We start from the raw sequence: 20,684 nt of genomic DNA on the forward strand, positions 1-20,684 counted from the left end.
ATCAGTCCTTGGAGCGACGGGAGCGGCGCCGGCCGCGGCGGGCGCCGGGCAGGGTGCGGCCGACGACGGTGCGGTCCGGCTCGGGCAGGCCCTTCTTGCCGATCGCCCGTCGCACGCCGTAGCCGAACGCCGCGACCTTGACCAGCGGTCCGCCGAATGCGGTGGAGACGGTCGAGGAGAGCGCGGAGGCGTTGGCGGTGACCTCTTGCACGTCGGCGGCGATGGCGTCGACGCGGGCGAGCTGGGTGTGCGCGGAGCGGACGGTCGCGGACGCGTCGGCCAGGAGCGGAACCGCCTGCTCGGACACCTCGGTCACCATCTTCGTGGTCGCCTTGAGGGTCTGTGCGAGCCTCACCAGCACGAGGGCGAGGAACGACACGAGGATCGCCCAGAAGACGGCCACGAGGATCCCGGCCACCTCTCCACCGGACACGCTGGCACCACACTCCGACTGGTCTGCTCTGGTCTGGTCTCGTCCTGCTCGAACGGCAACCTTGACCTTATCGCGCCGTGACTGTCCGTCCGTACCGTGCTCCCGGTCCGGACCGGGGCACCGGAAGGGGTGATTGTACGGTCTGCATCGCCACGAGTACGCTCCGTGTGCCATGCGACGCCTCACGCGCCCTGGCCCCACCGCCCGCCGCTCCGCCCCGCGCCCGCGGGCCCGCGGGAACCTCCCCGCCGAGTTGAACCGCTTCGTCGGCCGCGCGGACGAACTCGCCGCGCTCGACCGGCATCTGTCCACCGGCCGGCTCGTCACCCTCATCGGCGTGGGCGGCGTGGGCAAGTCCCGGCTCGCCCGACACAGCGCAGCGATCTTGCAGGATCGCTTCTGCGACGGAGTGTGGCTGGTGGAGGTGTCCACGCTGCACGAGGCACACCTGCTGGACCACGCGGTCGCCGAGGCCCTGGCGCTGGCCGACCACTCCGGCCGACCGGTGCGCACGGCGCTCGGCGCCCACCTCGCCGACCGCGAGGCGCTGCTCGTCCTCGACGGCTACGAGCACCTGGTCGACGACTGCGCCGAGTTGACCGCCGAGTTGCTGCGGCGGGCCCCCGGGCTGCGGGTGCTGGCCGCCGGCCGCCGCCCGCTGGAACTGCCCGGCGAGCAGACCCTGTCGGTGCCGCCGATGGGCGGGTCCGACGCCGCCGCGCTCTTCGCCGACCGGGCCGCCGCCGTGCTGACCGGCTTCACCGTCGGGCCCGCCGACGAGCCGGCGGTCAGCGAGTTGTGCCGCCGCCTGGACGGCATCCCGCTGGCACTGGAACTGGCCGCCGGGCGACTGCGGGCGCTCTCGCTGGAGCAGGTGGTGCAGCGGCTCGACGACCGCTTCCGGCTGCTGATCGGCACCGCCCGCGGGACGCCGGCGCGCCACCGGACGCTGCGCACCGCGATCGGCTGGAGCCACGAGCTGTGCACCCCCGCCGAGCGGTTGCTGTGGACGCGGCTGTCGGTGTTCGCCGGGCCGTTCGACCTGGAGGCGGCCGAGTACGTCTGCTCGGGACCGGAGCTTCCGGTCGACGAACTCCTCGACGTCATCGGCGAGTTGGTCGCCCAGTCGGTGCTCGTCCGGGAGGAGGCCGCGGCCGGGGTGCGCTACCGGATGTTGGACACCGTGCGGGCGTACGGCTCGGACTGGCTGGCGGCGGCGGGGGACGGCGAACGGCTGCGCCACCGGCACCGCGACTGGTACCTGGGGCTGGCGACCTGGTGCGAGCTGGACTGGTTCAGTGCCCGGCAGGCCGAGATCGCCGCCCGGATCGACGCCGACCTGCCCAATCTGCGGGTCGCGCTGGAACACAGCCTGGAGAGCCCCCGGGACACCCACCTCGGCCAGTACCTGGCCGGCACGCTGTGGTTCTACTGGGTGGGCTGCGGTCGCCTGTCCGAAGGCAGGTACTGGCTGGACCGGGCGCTGGAACTGGACGGCGGCCACGACGACGCCCGCCTGAAGGCGTTGTGGGTGGCCGGCTACGTGGCGGTGCTCCAGGGCGACACGGTGGGGGCGCTGGGCATGCTCCAGGAGTGCCGCGAGGAGGCCGAACGGACCGGCAACGCCACGGCCGCCGCCTACGCGCTGCACCGCACCGGCTGCCTGGCGCTGGTCTGCGACGACATGCCGCGCGCCGAGACGCTGCTGCGCGGGGCCCTGCACCGCTACCGGGAGATCGGCGAGCTCAACAGCAACGTGCTCATGGGACAGGTCGAGCTGGCGATGGCGGTGGCCTTCCAGGGCGAGCTGGACGACGCGGTGCGGTTGTGCGAGGACGTCCGGGAGGTGTGCGGGGACCACGGGGAGCGCTGGACCCTGGCGTACGCCCTGTTCGTACTGGGGTACGCGGCGTGGTCACGCGGGGAGGGCGGTCGGGCCCGCGAACTGCTCACGGAGGCGCTGGCGATCGACCATTCCTTCCACGACCTGCTGGGCGCGGTGCTGGCGATCGAGCTGCTGGCCCTGGTGACGCTGGGCGAGGGCGACGCGGCGGAGGCCGCGGTGCTCCAGGGCGCGGCGGGCCGGCTCTGGGGCTCGGTGGGGCTGCCGCTGTTCGGCTCGCGGCACTTCGACCAGCCGCACGCGCTGTGCGAGCAACAGGCCCGGGAGCGACTGGGCGCGGCGCGCTACGAGCGCTGCCGGCGGGCCGGCGGGCAGCTGGACCTGGACGCGGCGGTGGCGCGGATCCTCAAGCCTGCGGACGGCGTCCCGGGCCCGCGCGGGCGGCTGCGGATCACCGCACCCGCTCCGCACCGGCCCGCCGCCTCCCCGTCCGCGAGCGGAGGGGAGCCGGCGGGCTGAGCGGTGCGCCTGCCGAGTGGATCAGCGGGCGTAGTACTCGACGACGAGCTGCTCGTCGCAGATCACCGGGATCTCCTTGCGGTTGGGGTCCCGGTCGAGGCGGAACGCCAGCGCCTGGAGGTTGACCTCCAGGTAGCGCGGGGTCTCGCCGTCGGGGGCGTAGCCACCCTCGCGGGCCACCTGGAAGGGGTGCTTGTCACGGCTGCGCTCGCGGACCATCACCACGTCGCCGGGGCGGACGCGGAAGGACGGCTTGTCGACCTTGCGGTCGTTGACCGAGATGTGGCCGTGGACCACCATCTGGCGGGCCTGGTAGATGGTCCGGGCCAGGCCCGAACGCAGGACGAGCGCGTCCAGACGGCGCTCAAGCTCGACGATCAGGGCCTCGCCCGTCTTGCCTTCGACCTTCCGAGCGCGGTCGTAGGCACGAGCCATCTGGCGCTCGCTGATGTCGTACTGCGCGCGCAGACGCTGCTTCTCCAGCAGTCGGACCTTGTAGTCACTGCTCTGCTTGCGGCCACGGCCGTGCTCGCCGGGCGGGTAGGGACGGGCCTCGAAGTACTTGACGGCCTTCGGCGTCAGCGCGATGCCGAGCGCACGGGACTTCTTGACCTTGGGACGCGACTGGTTCACGTGGAACGTTCCTCCATGTAAGTTAGGTGAGGCTTACCTTAGCGCGAGGAGAACGCATGTTTCGACCTGGGATCCCCCTGCCCGGCGCAGACAGCACCGGGACGGGTCAGCCGCGTCCCGTGGAAGACGCCCAGCGGCCCTCGGCGGCTGAGCGCGTACGCACACTCGTCGAGTCCAATGGTATGGGCTCGCTCGACATCCCCGGAGTCCAGGACCCCGACGAGACCGGCCTCTCGGCTCCCGTCTGCCGGACGGTGACGCCCGAAGGAGACGTGCTGCTACTGGTTCCTGGGGACTCCGCGGCCGCCCGGGCGGCGTCGCACGCCCAGGACGACGACCTGCCGGCCGTGATGGAGATCACGGACGTGGCGCCCGTCTCGGTGCCCCACCGGATCCGCGGTCGCGCCTGGGTGGCCGGCTGGCTCACCCCGGTGCGCAACGAGCAGCGCGCCCGGGCCGCGATGCTGCTCGCCGAGCGACACCCGGTCGGCGAGCTGCTCGGCATCGGCGAGGCGCTCGCCGCCGACCCGGCCCCGGGCCAGTACGGGCGCCCCGCGTGGACGCTGCTGCGCCTGGAGGTCGGCGAGGGTGCGGTGGACGACCTGTGGGGCGCGGAGTCCTTCGAGCCGGAGGAGTTCGCCGGCGCGGCGCCCGACCCGCTCGTCGCCCACGAGGCGGAGCTGCTCCAGCACCTGCACGCGGCACACGCCGAACAGGTCCGCGGGCTGTGCGCGCTGCTCGGCGAGCGCGGCGAGGTCTGCGGGCTGCGGGAGGACGCCGTCCCGGTGGGCCTGGACCGCTTCGGGCTGCGGGTCCGCTTCACCGACGGCGAACGCCGGACCTTCGACGCCCGCTTCGACTTCCCCGAACCGGTCCGGGACGTCGTCGAACTGCGCCGGGCGATGCACGTGCTCTTCGAGGCCGCGGCCAGCTGACCGGCCGCCCACGGCCCCGCCGGCCGCACCCCGGTCAGTCGCCGTGCTCGCCGCGCAGCCGGTCGCGGACCCGCTCGGCGACGTCGGCGTAGCGCGCCTCGGCCCCGTGCCGGGTGGGGGTGTAGTAGCGCGTGCCGTGCACCGCGTCCGGGGCGTACTGCTGGGCCGCGATGCCGCCCGGCAGGTCGTGCGGGTACTGGTACCCCTGGCCGTGACCGAGCTTCTGGGCGCCCTTGTAGTGGCCGTCGCGCAGGTGCGCGGGCACCGGCCCGGCCTTGCCGGCCCGGACGTCCGCCAGCGCGGCGTCTATCGCCAGGTACGCGGCGTTCGACTTCGGGGCGAGGGCGAGCGCGATGGTCGCCTGGCTCAGCGTGATCCGGGCCTCGGGGAAGCCGATCAGCGCCACCGCCTGGGCCGCGGCCACCGCGGTCTGCAACGCCGACGGATCGGCCAGGCCGATGTCCTCACTCGCGGAGATCATCAAGCGCCGGGCGATGAACCGCGGATCCTCCCCCGCCTCGATCATCCGCGCCAGGTAGTGCAGCGCGGCGTCGACGTCGGAACCGCGGATGGACTTGATCAGGGCGCTGGCGACGTCGTAGTGCTGGTCGCCGGCCCGGTCGTACTTCACCGCCGCGCGGTCCACCGCCTCCTCCAGCGTCTGGAGGGTGACCGCCGGCTCCCCCTTCGCCAGCGCGGAACCGGCCCCCGCCTCCAGCGCCGTCAGCGCCCGCCGGGCGTCGCCCCCCGCGATCCGCAGCAGGTGCGCCTCGCTGTCCTCGGGGAGGGTGACCGCCCCGCCGAGCCCCCGCTCGGCGGTCAACGCCCGGTGCAGCAGCCCCCGCAGGTCGTCGTCGGTGAGCGGTTCGAGGGTCAGCAGCAACGAGCGGGAGAGCAGCGGGGAGATCACCGAGAAGTACGGGTTCTCGGTCGTGGCGGCGATCAGCGTCACCCAGCGGTTCTCCACCGCGGGCAGCAGGGAGTCCTGCTGGGCCTTGCTGAAGCGGTGGATCTCGTCGAGGAAGAGGACGGTGTCCTTGCCGTAGCCGCCCGAGGCGCGGCGGGCGCCGTCGATGACCGCCCGCACCTCCTTGACGCCGGCCGTGATCGCCGAAAGCTCGACGAAGCGCTTGTTGGTCGCCTGGCTGACGACGTACGCCAGGGTCGTCTTGCCGATGCCGGGCGGCCCCCACAGGAACACCGACGACGGGCCGGCCGGGCCGCCGTTGCCCTCCCCCACCAACCGCCGCAGCGGCGAGCCGGGCTTGAGCAGGTGCTGCTGTCCCACGACCTCGTCGAGGGTGCGCGGACGCATGCGTACGGCGAGAGGCGACCCCGCGGGGTCCCTCTCCTGACGGTCTTCCGCAGCGGCGGTGAACAGGTCGGGCTCCACGTCTACGGAGCCTATGCCACACCACTGACAACGCCCCGTCCGCCGGGGTCGGCGGGCCGGGGCGCGGGGCGCGGCAGCGGTGCGGAGACGTCCGGGACGTCCCCGGAGGGCTCAGAGCAGGCTGCTCCAGTACGACCACCAGCGGGTCAGGATCAGCAGGGCGATCACGCCGTACCAGAGCACCGGAACCACCCAGTGGAACTCCACGACCGCGTCGCGCAGGCCCCGGGGCGCCGGGAGGATGCCGTGCTTGAGGTTGTGCACGGTGGTGTACCAGAACATCAGGATGGTCACGCACCAGGTCAACGTGCACCACAGGCAGAGCGCGTTGATCTCGTACAGCGACTGGGACATCAGCCACATGCAGAAGACCGCGGCGAGCAGGGTGCCCACGTTGAGGCCGAGCCAGTACCAGCGGCGGAACCGGGCGCCGGCCAGCAGCGCCATGCCGATCGCGATGACCACGGCGAACCCGACCAGGCCGGCCATCGGGTTGGGGAAGCCGAAGACCTCCGCCTGCTTGCTCTGCATGACGCTGCCGCAGGAGATGATCGGGTTCAGGCTGCAGGCCGGCTTGAAGTTCGGGTCCTTCAACAGCTCGAACTTGTCCAGGGTGATGATCCAGGCGGCCAGGCCACCGAGCGCACCGGTGATCACCAGGAGCAGGGCGAGGCCGCGACCGGAGCCGATGGTCTCCGCGGCGCTCGCGCGGTCGTCGTCGGTGGACACGTCGTCAAGCGCTGTCGTCGTCATAGGGCCGTTCCGTCTGTCCCGTGGGAGGTGGGGGCGAGGCCGGCGGTCCCGGCCGCGTCCTTCATTGTGCCGCACGTCCCTGTGAACCCGGGGTGCTCAGGGCGGATCCGGGGTGATTGCGCGTACCGGTGTTGACGCGCGGGGGCCCGGACGGCGCGCTGCCGTCCGGGCCCCTGCGGGGTCGGTGTCCGCCGGCTCAGGCCAGCGCCCGCCGGACCTCGTCGACCACCGCGTCGAGCGCGACCGCACTCTGCTCGCCGCTCTGCAGGTCCTTGAGCTGCACCAGGCCCTCGGCCAGGTCCCGCTCGCCGGCGACCAGGGCCAGCCGCGCGCCGGAGCGGTTGGCGGACTTCATGGCGTTCTTCAGGCCCTTGCCGCCGTAGGCGAAGTCGGTGGCGACCCCGGCCAGCCGCAACTCGGTGACCTTGCCGAACAGCACCCGACGGGCCTCCTCGCCGAGCGGGACCGCGTAGACGGCCGTGGCCGGCGGCAGGTCGAGGGTGATGCCCTCGGCCTCCAGGGCCAGCACCGTGCGGTCGACGCCCAGCGCCCATCCGACGGACGGCAGCGCGGGCCCGCCGATCATCTCCGAGAGGCCGTCGTAGCGCCCGCCGCCGCCCACCGCGGACTGCGAACCCAGGCCGTCGTGGACGAACTCGAAGGTGGTGCGGGTGTAGTAGTCCAGGCCGCGGACCAGCTTCGGGTCGTCCTCGAAGGCCACGCCCGCCGCGGTCAGCAGCTCGCGCACCTGCTCGTGGTACGCCTTGCACGCCTCGCAGAGGTAGTCGCGCAGCATCGGCGCGCCGATCAGCTGCTCCTGGACCGACTCCCGCTTGTCGTCCAGGACGCGCAGCGGGTTGATCTCGATCCTGCGGCGGGTCTCCTCGTCCAGCTCCAGCCCGCGCAGGAAGTCCTGGAGCGCGGCGCGGTAGACGGGACGGCACTCCTTGTCGCCCAGCGAGTTGAGCAGGATCCGGAAGTCTCTGAGCCCCAGCGAGCGGTACGACTGGTGGGCCAGGATGATCAGCTCGGCGTCCAGCGCCGGGTCCTCGACGCCGATCGCCTCGGCACCGACCTGCGAGAAGTGCCGGTAGCGGCCCTTCTGCGGGCGCTCGTAGCGGTAGTACGAGCCGGAGTACCAGAGCTTGACGGGGAGGTTGCCGCCCTTGTGGAGGTTGGCCTCCAGCGCGGCGCGCAGCGTGGAGGCGGTGCCCTCGGGACGGAGCGCGAGCTTGTCGCCGCCCTTGGTCTCGAAGGCGTACATCTCCTTGGTGACGATGTCGGTGGACTCACCGACACCGCGCGCGAACAGCTCGACGTTCTCGAAGCCGGGCGTCTCGATGTAGCCGTACCCGGAGTTCCGCAGGGGTGCGGCGATCGCCTCGCGCACCGCGAGGAACGTCGCGGACGACGGCGGGATCAGGTCGTAGGTGCCCTTGGGTGCCTGAAAGGTGCTCACGGAAGGTTCTCGTCACATTCCTCGTCGCGGAGCGGCGGTCGGGGTGCCGTCTCCGAGGCCGGCGGCCACCTGCCTGAGGAAGGGGTTGGTGGCGCGCTCGTGGCCGATGGTGGTCTGGGGGCCGTGGCCGGACAGGACGACGGTGGAGTCCTCCAGGGGCAGGCACACGCGTGCCAGCGACCGGAGGATCTCGGCGGAGTCGCCGCCGGGCAGGTCGGTGCGTCCGATGGAGCCGGCGAACAGCAGGTCGCCCGAGAAGAAGACCGGCGGAACGTCCGCCTGCTCGGGCATCCGGAAGGTCACCGACCCCTTGGTATGGCCCGGGGCGTGCGCGACCGAGAACTCCATCCCGGCCAGCTCCAGGACGCCGCCGTCGGTCAACTCCTTGACGTCGTCCGGCTCGCCCACGGTCAGCTCGCCCATCAGCTGCCGACCGACGGACCGGCCAAGCGCCTTCTCCGGATCGCTCATCATGAAGCGGTCCTCGGGGTGGATCCAGGCGGGGACGTCGTGCGCACCGCACACCGGGACGACCGACGCGACGTGGTCGAGGTGGCCGTGGGTGAGGATCACCGCGACGGGCTTGAGCCGATGCTTCGCGAGCGCTTCCTCGACGCCTTGGGCGGCCTGGTGGCCCGGGTCGATGATCACGCACTCCTCGCCGGCGGCGGGGGCGACCAAGTAGCAGTTGGTCCCCCAGGCCCCGGCGGGGAACCCGGCAATCAGCACGTTCGTCCTTAAGGATCGGCGGGGGCGGGTCTGCGGGACCGCGCCCGGAACATCTCGGCAGCTCCAGAGCCTACCGGCGGGACTCCCGGCAGGGCGAACCCGTATACGGTACGGCCACGGCAGACGGCCGCGATCGAGGCTGAGGACGCTGAGGACAAGGAGACGACCGGTGGTCAGCAAGGACCGGCGGCGGCGCGAGCTCGCCCGGCAGAAGTTCGCGCGCCAGCAGCAGCGGCGCAACGCGTCCGTGCGGCGCACCAAGCGCCGCAACCTGATCGTCGCCGGCGTCGTGGCGGTCGCGCTGGCCGCGGGCGCCACCGCGTACGCCTCCGTCACGCTGATCGGCGGCGACCGGAAGGGCACCACCGACGACGCCGCCCCGGCTCCGTCCGCGACCGCCGACCCGTGCGGCCGGCCCGCCCCGGGCACGCCGTCGAAGAAGACCTGGCCGAAGGAGCCGGCGATGACCGTCGACGCCTCGGCGTCGTACACCGCCGAGCTGGCCACCACCTGCGGGCGGATCACCTTCACCATGGACGCGGCCAAGGCGCCGCACACCGTCAACTCGTTCGCGTTCCTGGCCGGGCAGGGGTACTTCGACCACAGCCGCTGCCACCGCCTGGTCGACCAGCGGATCTACGTGCTGCAGTGCGGCGACCCCAAGGGCACCGGCGAGGGCACGCCCGGCTACACGATCCCGGACGAGAACCTCAAGGACCCGCGTCTGAAGGGCGACGTCTACCCGGCGGGCACGGTCGCCATGGCCAACCGCTACGACGGCACCGACCCCAAGACCCGCAATTCCGGCGGCAGTCAGTTCTTCCTCGTCTACCAGGACAGCCCGCTGCCCCCGAACTACACGCCGTTCGGGCGGATCACCGGGGGGATGGACGTCCTGAAGAAGATCGCCGCCGCCGGTTCGCGTCCCGATCCGGCGACCGGCAACACCGCGCCCAACGCCACCGTCGTCCTCAACGGGGCGGTGGTTCGGAAATCCTGATTCGTGGTGGCCGGTACGGGGGAACGCTCGGTCGCCCCCGCCGAATTTCGGTCGTGCTGGATGCGGACAGCCGACCGCCGGTCGCCTAGATTGGCGTTGTGTAGGGTGCCTGATCCGACGGCCTGCCACCCTCACCGCAATGCAGCCCGTCGGACCGGTCGGGGCGCTGCCCCGACGGACAGAAACTGTGGACGATGCCGGGGGGCCACGGGCCCGCGTCGGCATCATGTTGAGGAGGCGCTGTGAGCAGCGACCCGTGGGGCCGCGTCGATGAGACGGGGACCGTGTACGTGCGTACCGCCGACGGAGAGCAGGTCGTCGGATCGTGGCAGGCGGGCACTCCCGAAGAGGCCCTCGCCTACTTCGAGCGCAAGTATGAGGGCCTGGTCGTGGAGATCGGCCTCCTGGAGCGACGGGTCAGGACCACCGACCTCTCGGCGAAGGACGCCCAGATCGCGATCGACCACCTGCGCCAGCAGGTCGACGAGCACCACGCGGTGGGTGACCTCGAGGCGCTGAAGAAGCGACTGGACGCCCTCGTCAGTGCGGTCGAGTCGCGGCGCGAGGAGCGCCGGGCGGCGAAGGCCCGGCAGTCCGACGAGGCCCGCGAGGCCAAGGAGAAGCTGGTCGTCGAGGCCGAGGAGCTGGCCGCCAGCGAGCAGTGGCGGGCGGCCGGCGAACGGCTGCGGGCACTGGTGGACACCTGGAAGGGCCTGCCGCGCCTGGACCGCAAGACCGACGACGAGCTGTGGCACCGCTTCTCGCACGCCCGGTCGGCGTTCTCCAAGCGGCGCAAGGCGCACTTCGCCACGTTGGACGCGCAGCGCGAGGAGGCCCGTAAGGCCAAGGAGAAGCTGGTCGCCGAGGCCGAGTCGCTGTCCGGCTCCACGGACTGGGGGACCACCGCCGCCCGCTACCGCGAGCTGATGCAGGACTGGAAGGCCGCCGGCCGCGCCCAGCGCGAGCACGAGGACGACCTGTGGAACCGCTTCCGCGGCGCGCAGGACGTCTTCTTCCAGGCGCGCACCGAGGTCTTCGCGGAGCGCGACGCCGAGCAGCAGGAGAACCTGACCCGCAAGGAGGAGCTGGCCGCCGAGGCGGAGAAGCTGCTCCCGGTCACCGACCTGAAGGCGGCCCGGGCCGCGTTCCGGGGCATCAACGAGCGGTGGGAGGCCATCGGCCACGTGCCGCGGGACGCCCGTCCCAAGATCGAGGGCCGGATGCACGCCGTCGAGCGGGCCATCCAGGACGCCGAGGAGACCGAGTGGCGGCGGACCAACCCTGAGGCGCGGGCGCGCGCCGCGGGGCTGACCGGCCAGCTCCAGGACGCCGTCGACAAGCTCCAGAAGCAGATCGACGCGGCGCGGACGGCCGGCAACACCGCCAAGGCCGACAAGCTCGGCCGGGAGCTGGAGGGCCGCAAGGCGCTGCTGGACCAGGCGCTCAAGGGCCTGGAGGAGTTCGGCGGCTGATCCGGCCGCACGACAGCGAAGCGGCCCGCCGGGGATTCCCGGCGGGCCGTTTCGCGTTGCGGGCGGGGGCGGGAGCCGCCCGACGGCCGCCCCCGCGCCCCGGTCAGGGCCGGCGGGCCGAGGTCACGCGGTAGACGTCGTAGACCCCCTCCACGCCCCGCACCGCCTTCAGGACGTGCCCCAGGTGCTTGGGGTCGCCCATCTCGAAGGTGAAGCGGGAGGTGGCGACCCGGTCGCGGGAGGTCTGCACCGCCGCCGAGAGGATGTTGACGTGCTGGTCGGACAGCACCCGGGTGACGTCCGACAGCAGCCGGGAGCGGTCCAGCGCCTCCACCTGGATGGCGACGAGGAAGACCGACGACTGGGTGGGCGCCCACTCGACTTCCAGGATCCGCTCGGGCTGGCGGGACAGCGAGTCCACGTTCACGCAGTCGGCGCGGTGCACCGAGACGCCGCTGCCGCGGGTGACGAACCCGATGATGGGGTCGCCGGGCACCGGCGTGCAACAGCGGGCCAGCTTGACCCACACGTCGTCCACGCCCTTGACGACCACGCCCGGGTCCGCGCTGGACCGGCGCTTGGAGCGCGGCCGGATCGGCGTCGACTCGGCGATGTCCTCGGTGGCCTCGTCCTGTCCGCCGAGCGCCTGCACCAGCTTCTGGACGACGCCCTGCGCGGCGACGTGGCCCTCGCCGATGGCGGCGTAGAGCGAGGAGATGTCCGGGTAGCGCATCTCGTGCGCCAGGGTCACCAGGGAGTCGCCGGTCAGGATCCGCTGGATCGGCAGGTTCTGCTTGCGCATGGCCCGCGCGATGGCGTCCTTGCCCTGCTCGATGGCCTCATCGCGGCGCTCCTTGGAGAACCACGCGCGGATCTTGTTGCGGGCGCGCGGGGACTTCACGAAGCTGAGCCAGTCGCGGGACGGCCCCGCGCCGGGCGCCTTGGAGGTGAAGACCTCCACCAAGTCGCCGTTGTCCAGCGTCGATTCGAGCGGCACCAGGCGGCCATTGACCCGCGCGCCTATGGTGCGGTGGCCGACCTCGGTGTGCACCGCGTAGGCGAAGTCGACCGGGGTGGCGCCGGCCGGCAGCGCTATCACGTCGCCCTTGGGCGTGAAGACGAAGACCTCGTTGCGGGACAGGTCGAAGCGCAACGACTCCAGGAACTCGCCCGGGTCCTCGGTCTCCTTCTGCCAGTCCAGCAACTGCCGCAGCCAGGCCATGTCGTTGACGGTGTCCTGGCCGACGCCCTTGCCGCTGCTCTTGGGCGCGTCGGTGCGCACCTTGGAGGCACCGGCGACCGCCTCCTGCTTGTACTTCCAGTGCGCGGCGATGCCGTACTCGGCGCGCCGGTGCATGTCGAAGGTGCGGATCTGGAGTTCGACGGGCTTGCCGCTGGGACCGATCACCGTCGTGTGCAGCGACTGGTACATGTTGAACTTGGGCATCGCGATGTAGTCCTTGAACCGGCCGGGGACCGGGTTCCACCGCGCGTGGATGGTGCCCAGGGCCGCGTAGCAGTCCCGGACCGTGTCGACGAGGACGCGGATGCCCACCAGGTCGTAGATCTCGGCGAAGTCGCGGCCGCGCACGATCATCTTCTGGTAGACGCTGTAGTAGTGCTTCGGCCGGCCGGTGACGGTGGCCTTGATGCGCGCGGAGCGCAGGTCGGCCTGCACCTCGTCGGTGACGACCGCCAGGTACTCGTCGCGCTTGGGTGCGCGCTCGGCGACCAGCCGGACGATCTCGTCGTACATCTTGGGGTAGAGGATCGCGAACGCGAGGTCCTCCAGCTCCCACTTGATGGTGTTCATGCCCAGCCGGTGCGCCAGCGGGGCGTAGATCTCCAGCGTCTCGCGGGCCTTCTTCTCCTGCTTCTCCCGCTTGAGGTAGCGCATGGTGCGCATGTTGTGGAGCCGGTCCGCGAGCTTGATGACGAGCACCCGCGGGTCCTTGGCCATCGCCACGACCATCTTGCGGACCGTCTCGGCCTGCGCGGCCTCGCCGAACTTGACCCGGTCCAGCTTGGTGACGCCGTCGACGAGCAGCGCGACCTGGTCACCGAAGTCCCTGCGCAGGGTGTCGAGCCCGTACTCGGTGTCCTCGACCGTGTCGTGCAGCAGCCCCGCCATCAGCGTCGCCGGGTCCATGCCCAGCTCGGCGAGGATGGTGGTGACCGCGAGCGGGTGGGTGATGTACGGGTCACCGCTCTTGCGCTTCTGGCCGCGGTGCCAGCGCTCGGCGACCTGGTAGGCCCGCTCGACCTGGCGCAGTGTGGCGGTCTCGATCTTGGGGTCGTTGCTGCGGACGGCCCGCAACAACGGTTCGAGGACCGGGTTGTACGGGCTGGAGCGCTGCACTCCCAGCCGGGCGAGGCGGGCCCGGACGCGGTTGGGCGAGCCGGAGCGGCCGGCCGAGGTGGTCGACAGCGATCTGCCCGGCGGCTGCGGCGCGGGAGCCGGACGGGACCGGCCGGTGGGGCCCTGGGGCGCGGCGGGCGCGGCGGTGCCGTCGGCCGCGTCCGGTCGTTCGGGCTGCGGCGCGTCGGAGGAAACCGCGGGCTGCGGCTTCGGCTCGTCCGGGCGTTCGGCGGGGGTTTCCGCCGGACGCGGTCCGGGGGAGAGCGGCTGAGCCTCGTCTGGCAAGGGCACTCCTCATGCGGGTACGGACCCCAGGACCTCGAAGCGGCCGGGGTGCCATGGTATCGAGCCCATGGCCATGGCTGCCGCGCGGCCATGGGTCCGTACATGACACAGCAGCGGGGGCACCCGGAATGTTCCGGATGCCCCCGCTGCTCCCGTACGGGCGCCGGACCGTGCCGGCGGCGGCTCAGACCGTGATCAGGGCCTCCAGCGGAGCGCCCTTCAGCCCCGGCTCCAGCCGCTGCCGGCCGTCCAGGAAGCCCAGCTCCAGCAGCACCGCCAGGCCCGCCACCTCGGCGCCGGCCCGGCGGATGAGCTGCAGCGACGCGTCCGCTGTGCCGCCGGTGGCGAGCACGTCGTCGATCACCAGGACGCGGTCGCCGGGCGCCAGCGCACCGGCGTGGATCTCGATCTCGGCGGTGCCGTACTCCAGCTCGTACGCCTGGCCCAGCGTCGCGCCGGGCAGCTTGCCGGCCTTGCGGACCGGGACGAAGCCGACGCCGGCGGCCACCGCGACCGGTGCCGCGAGGATGAAGCCGCGGGCCTCCAGGCCCACCACCTTGTCCACCCGGAAGCGCTCGCACAGGTCGACGAAGGCGTCGGTCAGGGCGCGGAACGCGGTCGGGTCGGCGAGCAGCGGGGTGATGTCCTTGAAGACCACCCCCGGCTGCGGGTAGTCCGGGACGTCCGAGATCCGGCTCAGCAGCAGCTCGCGCAGCTCGGCGGGGACGCTCATCGACGCCTCCCCGACGGGCGCCCGCGGCCGCCGCGGTTGCGGGGCTCGGGCTGGGTGCGCGGGCCGACGACGGCGGCGCCCTCGGCGTCCTCCTCGGCTCCCCCGTCCACCTCGGCGTCGCCGCCCTCCTGGCGGGCCGCCTCCTTGGCCGCGGCCGAGGCACGCTTGGCGGCGACCCGCTTGGCCAGCGCCTTCATCTGCGGCTCGCGGTTCTTCAGGTCGGCGACCAGCGGCGTCGCGATGAAGATCGACGAGTAGGCGCCGGCGGCCAGACCCACGAACAGCGCCAGCGAGATGTCGTTCAGCATGCCCGCGCCCAGCACGCCACCGCCGACGAACAGCAGACCGGCGACCGGGAGCAGCGCCACGACGGTGGTGTTGATCGACCGCACCAGGGTGCCGTTGATGCTGCGGTTGGCGATCTCGCTGTAGGTGAAGCGGGTCTGCTTGGTGATGTCCTTGGAGGCTTCCTTGAGGCTGTCGAAGACGACGACGGTGTCGTACAGCGAGTAACCGAGGATGGTGAGCAGACCGATGACCGTGCCCGGGGTGACCTCGAAGCCGACCAGCGCGTAGACGCCGACGGTGATCGTCAGGTCGTGGATCAGGGCGACCAGTGCGGCCACCGCCATCCGCCACTCGAAGGCGACGGCGAGGTAGAGCACCACCAGGACCATGAAGATCCCCAGGCCCAGCCACGCCTTGTTGGCGATCTGCTCGCCCCAACTCGGGCCGACCAGCTGGGTGTTGACGTCCTTGACCGGGACCTTGAGGTCCTTGGCGATCTCCTCCTGGACGGGCAGCGACTGCTTGGTGTCCAGACCGCTGATCTGGATGCGCAGCGCGCCGCCGCCCAGCTTCTGCACCATCGCCTGGTGGCCGGGGGCGGCCGACTCGGCGTGGTGCTGGGCCTCCTCGGTGGAGACCGAGGTCTTCGGGGTGGTGAAGACCGCACCGCCGGAGAATTCGATGCCCATGTTCAGACCGCGCACCGCCAGGCCGACGATGGCCGTGATGGTGATCAGGATCGAGACCCCGTACCAGATCTTCCGCTTGCCGATGAAGTCGTAGCCGACCTCACCGCGGTAGAGCCGGGCGCCGAGGTTGCCGAGCTTCGACATCTCACGCCTCCTTCGTCTGGTTGGGGGCGGTGCGACGACGGCGCAGCGGCGGCTTGGCGCCCAGGCGCTTGGGGTCGAGGCCGGACCAGGGGTGCCCCTCGGAGAAGAACTTCCGGCGGGCCAGCAGCGTCATCAGCGGCTTGGTGAAGAGGAAGACCACGACCACGTCGAGGAGGGTGGTCAGGCCGAGGGTGAACGCGAAGCCCTGCACCTTGCCGACGGTGACGATGAACAGCACCGCGGCCGCCAGGAACGACACGAAGTCGGAGACCAGGATGGTGCGGCGGGCCCGCGGCCAACCGCGCTCGACGGCCGGCCGCAGCGTGCGGCCCTCGCGGATCTCGTCCCGGATCCGCTCGAAGTAGACGATGAACGAGTCGGCGGTGATGCCGATGGCGACGATGGCGCCGCAGACCGCCGGGAGGTTCAGCGCGAACCCGATGCCCGGGCCGAGCAACGTCATGATCGTGTAGGTCAGGACCGCGGAGACCCCGAGGCTCGCCAGCGCGACCAGCGCCAGCCCGCGGTAGTAGGCGACCAGGTAGATGATGACCAGTGCGAGGCCGATGGCGCCGGCGATCAGGCCGGCGTGCAGCTGCTCGCCGCCGAGCGCCGCGGTGACCGTGGTCTCGTCGTCGATCTTGAAGGAGAGCGGCAGGGCACCGTAGGACAGCATGTTGCCGAGGTCCTCGGCGGACTGCTGGGTGAAACCGCCGGAGATGGTGGCGTTGCCGCCGTTGAGCCGCTCGCTGACGCGCGGGTCGGAGACCACCGCGCCGTCCAGCACGATCGCGAACTGGTTCTGCGGCTGCGCCTTGGCGGCGAGCTTGCCGGTGACGTCCGCGAACTTCTTGCCGCCGTCCGAGGTGAAGTCCATCTGGACGATCCAGCCCTGGCCCTGCTGGCTGTCGAAGACCGCCTTGGCGTCCTTGACGTCCGTGCCCTCGACGCCGACCGGGCCGAGCACGTACTTCTGGGAACCGTCGTCCTTGCAGGCCACGACCGGGTCGGTGGGCTTGGTGCCGGCCGCCTGCTCACCGGCCTGGGCGCGGCCCGCCTTGGTGGAGCAGTCCAGTGCCGCGAACTGCTTCTGCACGGCCGGCGGGACGTCCGCGCCACCGGGGGCGGGCGGCGTCGGCGGCACCGAGGGCTTGTCCGACGCGGAGGCCGACGGCGAGGCGGCCGGCTTCTTCAGCGCGTCCGTGACCGCACGGCCCTGGGTGGAGGCGCTGGCGCTCGGGGTCGGCGAGGAGCCCTTGCCGCCGGTGGCCTTCTCGCCGCCCTTGCCGCTCGCGGAGGGGCTGGGCTTGGGCTCGGGGGTCTTGGCACCCGCGGCGGTGGTCAGCACCGGTCGGAACGCGAGCTGGGCGGTGGTGCCGACCTGCTGGCGGGCCTGCTTCGCGTCCGTCCCCTTGGGGATGTTCACGATGATGTGGTTGCTGCCCTGCGTCTGGACCTCGGACTCGGATACACCCAGACCGTTGACCCGCCGCTCCATGATGCCGGCGGCGGTGTTCATGTTGGTCTCGTTGATCGCGTTGGGCTTGCCCGGCTGGTTCTGCGCCGCCAACGTGAAGCTGGTGCCACCCGCCAGGTCGATGCCCAGTCGGGGCGTCATCGTGCCGGAGTAGAACATGCCTCCGACCAGCGCCGCCATCGCGATGAGGACCAGGATCAGGGTGCGACCTGGATGCCCCTGGCTCGTGGGCGCCCTGCGGCCCTTCTTCGGTGCTGCCACCTTGTCGTTTCTCCCTGTCCAACCCCTCGGCCTGGGGTGTCTGCCGAGCGGCCACGAAGTCTTGTGGGGACGTGCCCCCGCCGGAGCCTAGACCGTCCGGGAACCGCGGTGCGTCCGATCGGGGACGTGCCGCGGCTCCCCGCTGCGCAACGGACTACTTCGCGTCGGCGCCGCCGGCCTTCTTGCCGTCCTTGGCGTCGTCACCCTCGGCGGTCGCCGCGTCACCTTCGGCGGCCTTGTCGGCTTTCTCCGCCTTGTCAGCCTCGGCGTCCTTGGCCTTGTCGGCGGCGGGCTCGGCGGCGTCGCCGGCCTCGGCCTTGCCCAGGTCGATCTTGCCGGCCTCGTCACCCTTTTCGGTGGCCTCGGCGCCGGTCAGCGACGAGACGTCGTCCGGAACGACCGGGCCCTCCTCGCCGGCGACCGGGTCGGCACCGTCGAGGATGCGGTTGTACTCCTCATCCGCGAGTACCGCGCCGATGGCGTTCTTCGCGTAGAGGGCGTGCACGCCGGGGGCGACCTCCAGGAGGACGGTCTCCTCGTGGACCTCCTTGACGGTGGCGAACATGCCGCCGATCGTCCGGACGCCGGTGCCGGGCTGCATTTCTTCGCGCATCTGCTGGGCCGCCGCCTGCTTCTTCTTGGCGGACCGCGTCATCAGGAACATGGCCCCGATGAGGACGATGAACGGAAGGAGAGTCATGATACTCACGGGACGGAAATCCTTCGCACGACCGCTTCTCCGCGGTCTCATATACAGAGGTGGATATACCGTCCATACGGGCGGCATCGGCGGAGTCTAAGCGAGTCCGCACCAGTGGAACAACGCCCAGCATCGCACCGCAGTTCCTGACCGGGCGAGTCTCCGCGCCGTCATGCCTCGAACAGTCCACGCTGTCCGCTTCCGCCCGCTTGCTGCGGGGGCACCAGTCCGAGGTGCGCCCAGGCCGCGGGGGTCGCGACCCGGCCGCGCGGTGTACGGGCCAGCAGTCCCTCCCGCACCAGGAAGGGCTCGGCGACCTCCTCCACGGTCTCACGCTCCTCCCCCACCGCGACGGCCAGGGTGGACAGCCCCACCGGGCCGCCGCCGAACAGCTTGAGCAGGGCGGTGAGCACCGCGCGGTCGAGCCGGTCCAGCCCGCGACCGTCGACCTCGTAGACCCCCAGGGCCTGTGCGGCGACCTCGCGGGTGATCACGCCGTCGGCCTTGACCTGGGCGTAGTCGCGGACCCGGCGCAGCAGGCGGTTGGCGATCCGGGGCGTGCCCCGGGAGCGGCCGGCGATCTCGGCGGCGCCCTCCGGCTCTATCTCGACGTCGAGCAGGCCGGCCGAGCGGTGGATGACGCGCTCCAGCTCGACCGGGGCGTAGAACTCCATGTGGCCGGTGAAGCCGAACCGGTCGCGCAGCGGCGGCGGCAGCAGACCGGCCCGGGTGGTCGCGCCGACCAGGGTGAACGGCGGGAGCTCCAGGGGGATGGCGGTCGCGCCCGGCCCCTTGCCGACGATCACGTCGACCCGGAAGTCCTCCATCGCCATGTAGAGCATCTCCTCGGCGGGCCGGGACATGCGGTGGATCTCGTCGAGGAAGAGGACCTCGCCCTCCTGGAGGGAGGAGAGGATCGCCGCCAGGTCGCCGGCGTGCTGGATGGCGGGGCCGGAGGTGATCCGGATCGGGGCGCCCATCTCGGCCGCGATGATCATGGAGAGGGTGGTCTTGCCCAACCCGGGTGCACCGGAGAGCAGCACGTGGTCGGCGGTGGCGCCACGGGCGCGGGCCGCCTTCAGCACCAGGTCGAGCTGTTCGCGGACCCGCTCCTGGCCCACGAACTCGTCGAGGTCCTTGGGCCGCAGCGCGGCCTCGACGGCGTTCTCCTCGCCGTCCGCGTCGGCCGCCACCAGCCGGTCGGCCGGGACGCCGGCGGTCTCCTCGGCGGTGGACGGTGCGGTGTCGTCCCAGTTCACTGCGGATTGCCTCGCGGGGTCGGGGCGGTCGGGCCGCCTGCGTGGTGGTGCGGTCGGGGGCGCGCGGGCGCGGTGCCGGTCATCGGGCGCGGTTGAGGGTCTGCAGCGCCGCCTTCAGCAACTGCGGCACCTGCGGAGTGCCGCCCGCGGCGGCGGCCGCCTCGGCCTGCGGGGCCACCGCGGCGACCGCCTCGTCGGCTTCCCGGGCGGCGTAGCCCAGACCGACCAGCGCGGCCTGGAGTTGATCGCGCCAACCGGCCGGTGCCGTCGCCCCGGCCACCGGACGGGCCGTGCCGATCGGTGCGCCGAGCCGGTCCTTGAACTCCAGCAGCAGCTTCTGCGCGCCCTTCTTGCCGATGCCCGGCACGGCCGTCAGCGCCTTCTCGTCGCCCGTGGAGACCGCCAGGCGCAGGGCGTCCGGGGAATGCACCGCGAGCATCGCCTGGGCCAGTCGCGGGCCGACCCCGCTGGCGGTCTGCAGCAGTTCGAAGGTCTGGCGCTCGTCGTCGTCGGCGAAGCCGTAGAGGGTCAGCGAGTCCTCCCGCACGACGAGGGAGGTGGCGAGCTTGGCGTGCTCGCCGAGCCGGAGGCCGGACAGGGTGTTCGGCGTGCACTGGACGGCCATGCCGACGCCGCCGACCTCGACGACGGCGGTGTCCGGTGCCAGGGCCGCGACCGGGCCGGAGACGAAGGCGATCATCGAGTGCCCTTCAGGGTGCGTGCGGGAGCGGGGGTGCGGCGGGCCGCGGCCTGGGCCTGCTGGAGGCGGTTGACCGCGGGCGCGCGCCAGATGTGGCAGATGGCCAGGGCGAGGGCGTCGGCGGCGTCGGCCGGCTTGGGCGGTGCGGAGAGTCGCAGCAGACGGGTGACCATCGCTCCGACCTGCGCCTTGTCGGCCCGCCCCGAGCCGGTGACCGCGGCCTTGACCTCGCTGGGGGTGTGCAGTGCGACCGGCAGCCCACGGCGGGCGGCGCACAGCATGGCGACCGCGCTGGCCTGGGCGGTGCCCATGACCGTGCGGACGTTGTGCTGGCTGAAGACCCGTTCCACGGCGACGTACTCGGGGCGGTGGGTGTCGAGCCACTCCTCCAGGCCGCGCTCGATGAGCACCAGGCGGTGGGCGACGTCGGCGTCCGCCGGGGTCCGCACGACGCCGACGCCGACCATGGTCAGCGGCCGCCCGGCCACCCCGTCCACCACGCCGACCCCGCAGCGCGTCAGCCCCGGGTCCACCCCCAGCACCTTCATCGGGCCCCGCCCCTCGCCGTCGTTCGGTCGTCTGTTCCTTGCGTTCCTGCAGGTTAGTGGCTGCCACTGACA

General features: G+C 72.1%; 18 protein-coding genes. 4 read left to right on the plus strand and 14 right to left on the minus strand.

Annotated elements, in window-relative coordinates:
* Position 1: 1 nt before the first annotated feature.
* A complete protein-coding gene (locus tag ABD385_RS18965) occupies positions 2-433 on the minus strand; it encodes a DUF948 domain-containing protein (RefSeq protein WP_233659714.1) in 432 nt (143 codons plus the stop codon).
* A 172-nt stretch (positions 434-605) separates the two neighbouring features.
* Here ABD385_RS18965 and ABD385_RS18970 point away from each other — a divergent pair, with 172 nt between their 5' ends.
* Positions 606-2,795, plus strand: coding sequence for an ATP-binding protein (locus ABD385_RS18970; RefSeq protein ID WP_344577331.1), 2,190 nt, complete (start codon positions 606-608; stop codon positions 2,793-2,795).
* A 21-nt stretch (positions 2,796-2,816) separates the two neighbouring features.
* Here the strand turns inward: ABD385_RS18970 and rpsD are convergent, their stop codons facing one another.
* Positions 2,817-3,428: a 30S ribosomal protein S4 gene (gene rpsD / locus ABD385_RS18975; RefSeq protein ID WP_344577333.1), complete on the minus strand. Its 612-nt coding sequence runs from the start codon at positions 3,426-3,428 to the stop codon at positions 2,817-2,819.
* A 182-nt stretch (positions 3,429-3,610) separates the two neighbouring features.
* On the opposite strand from rpsD, the gene ABD385_RS18980 reads away from it, so the two are divergent.
* Positions 3,611-4,363 (plus strand): DUF2470 domain-containing protein, encoded by a 753-nt coding sequence (locus ABD385_RS18980; protein WP_344577335.1) that lies wholly within the window; start codon positions 3,611-3,613, stop codon positions 4,361-4,363.
* A gap of 34 nt (positions 4,364-4,397) precedes the next feature.
* On the opposite strand, the gene ABD385_RS18985 is transcribed toward ABD385_RS18980, so the two are convergent.
* The 4 genes from ABD385_RS18985 to ABD385_RS19000 all read right to left on the minus strand — a co-directional run bounded on the left by ABD385_RS18985 (position 4,398) and on the right by ABD385_RS19000 (position 8,697).
* A complete protein-coding gene (locus tag ABD385_RS18985) occupies positions 4,398-5,756 on the minus strand; it encodes a replication-associated recombination protein A (protein ID WP_344577336.1) in 1,359 nt (452 codons plus the stop codon).
* Positions 5,757-5,867: 111 nt separating this feature from the next.
* Entirely contained in the window at positions 5,868-6,509 is a 642-nt protein-coding gene (locus ABD385_RS18990) for a vitamin K epoxide reductase family protein (RefSeq protein ID WP_344577337.1), read from the minus strand.
* Positions 6,510-6,705: 196 nt separating this feature from the next.
* Positions 6,706-7,968 (minus strand): histidine--tRNA ligase, encoded by a 1,263-nt coding sequence (gene hisS, locus ABD385_RS18995; RefSeq protein WP_344577339.1) that lies wholly within the window; start codon positions 7,966-7,968, stop codon positions 6,706-6,708.
* Between the two features lie 12 nt (positions 7,969-7,980).
* Entirely contained in the window at positions 7,981-8,697 is a 717-nt protein-coding gene (locus tag ABD385_RS19000) for an MBL fold metallo-hydrolase (RefSeq protein ID WP_344577341.1), read from the minus strand.
* A 169-nt stretch (positions 8,698-8,866) separates the two neighbouring features.
* On the opposite strand from ABD385_RS19000, the gene ABD385_RS19005 reads away from it, so the two are divergent.
* Both ABD385_RS19005 and ABD385_RS19010 read left to right on the plus strand, forming a co-directional pair.
* On the plus strand, positions 8,867-9,697 hold the full coding sequence (locus tag ABD385_RS19005; RefSeq protein ID WP_344577343.1) for a peptidylprolyl isomerase: 831 nt from the start codon (positions 8,867-8,869) through the stop codon (positions 9,695-9,697).
* A gap of 242 nt (positions 9,698-9,939) precedes the next feature.
* Complete coding sequence (locus ABD385_RS19010) at positions 9,940-11,169, plus strand: DUF349 domain-containing protein (protein ID WP_344577345.1); 1,230 nt, start codon at positions 9,940-9,942, stop codon at positions 11,167-11,169.
* A gap of 103 nt (positions 11,170-11,272) precedes the next feature.
* On the opposite strand, the gene ABD385_RS19015 is transcribed toward ABD385_RS19010, so the two are convergent.
* From ABD385_RS19015 to ruvC, 8 genes are all read right to left on the minus strand, one after another.
* On the minus strand, positions 11,273-13,813 hold the full coding sequence (locus ABD385_RS19015; RefSeq protein ID WP_344577347.1) for a RelA/SpoT family protein: 2,541 nt from the start codon (positions 13,811-13,813) through the stop codon (positions 11,273-11,275).
* A 184-nt stretch (positions 13,814-13,997) separates the two neighbouring features.
* Positions 13,998-14,546 carry an adenine phosphoribosyltransferase gene (locus tag ABD385_RS19020; RefSeq protein ID WP_344577350.1) on the minus strand — a complete coding sequence of 183 codons (549 nt, stop codon included), beginning with the start codon at positions 14,544-14,546 and terminating at the stop codon, positions 13,998-14,000.
* Positions 14,543-15,667, minus strand: a complete 1,125-nt coding sequence (gene secF, locus ABD385_RS19025; RefSeq protein ID WP_344577352.1) for a protein translocase subunit SecF — start codon at positions 15,665-15,667, stop codon at positions 14,543-14,545. The genes ABD385_RS19020 and secF overlap by 4 nt, the downstream gene beginning before the upstream one ends.
* A 1-nt stretch (position 15,668) precedes the next feature.
* On the minus strand, positions 15,669-17,405 hold the full coding sequence (gene secD, locus ABD385_RS19030) for a protein translocase subunit SecD (protein WP_344577355.1): 1,737 nt from the start codon (positions 17,403-17,405) through the stop codon (positions 15,669-15,671).
* Positions 17,406-17,559: 154 nt separating this feature from the next.
* Entirely contained in the window at positions 17,560-18,114 is a 555-nt protein-coding gene (yajC, locus tag ABD385_RS19035) for a preprotein translocase subunit YajC (protein ID WP_344577361.1), read from the minus strand.
* A 161-nt stretch (positions 18,115-18,275) separates the two neighbouring features.
* Positions 18,276-19,364 carry a Holliday junction branch migration DNA helicase RuvB gene (gene ruvB / locus ABD385_RS19040; RefSeq protein WP_344577371.1) on the minus strand — a complete coding sequence of 363 codons (1,089 nt, stop codon included), beginning with the start codon at positions 19,362-19,364 and terminating at the stop codon, positions 18,276-18,278.
* Between the two features lie 79 nt (positions 19,365-19,443).
* The gene (gene ruvA / locus ABD385_RS19045) at positions 19,444-20,064 is read right to left on the minus strand and encodes a Holliday junction branch migration protein RuvA (RefSeq protein ID WP_344577375.1); all 621 of its coding nucleotides are present in this window, start codon (positions 20,062-20,064) and stop codon (positions 19,444-19,446) included.
* Positions 20,061-20,612 (minus strand): crossover junction endodeoxyribonuclease RuvC, encoded by a 552-nt coding sequence (ruvC, locus tag ABD385_RS19050; protein ID WP_016575943.1) that lies wholly within the window; start codon positions 20,610-20,612, stop codon positions 20,061-20,063. The genes ruvA and ruvC overlap by 4 nt, the downstream gene beginning before the upstream one ends.
* Positions 20,613-20,684 lie beyond the last annotated feature (72 nt).

The sequence above is a fragment of the Streptomyces lunalinharesii genome (assembly GCF_039532155.1).
GTDB classification, from domain to species: domain Bacteria; phylum Actinomycetota; class Actinomycetes; order Streptomycetales; family Streptomycetaceae; genus Streptomyces; species Streptomyces lunalinharesii.

Excerpts from the sequence above, each read along its gene's own strand:
- ABD385_RS18970 (WP_344577331.1), top strand. The coding sequence starts at position 606 with ATGCGACGCCTCACGCGCCCTGGCCCCACCGCCCGCCGCTCCGCCCCG.
- ABD385_RS19020 (WP_344577350.1), bottom strand. The coding sequence starts at position 14,546 with ATGAGCGTCCCCGCCGAGCTGCGCGAGCTGCTGCTGAGCCGGATCTCG.
- ruvC (WP_016575943.1), bottom strand. The coding sequence starts at position 20,612 with ATGAAGGTGCTGGGGGTGGACCCGGGGCTGACGCGCTGCGGGGTCGGC.
- ruvA (WP_344577375.1), bottom strand. The coding sequence starts at position 20,064 with ATGATCGCCTTCGTCTCCGGCCCGGTCGCGGCCCTGGCACCGGACACC.
- ABD385_RS18990 (WP_344577337.1), bottom strand. The coding sequence starts at position 6,509 with ATGACGACGACAGCGCTTGACGACGTGTCCACCGACGACGACCGCGCG.
- ABD385_RS18980 (WP_344577335.1), top strand. The coding sequence starts at position 3,611 with ATGGGCTCGCTCGACATCCCCGGAGTCCAGGACCCCGACGAGACCGGC.
- secF (WP_344577352.1), bottom strand. The coding sequence starts at position 15,667 with ATGTCGAAGCTCGGCAACCTCGGCGCCCGGCTCTACCGCGGTGAGGTC.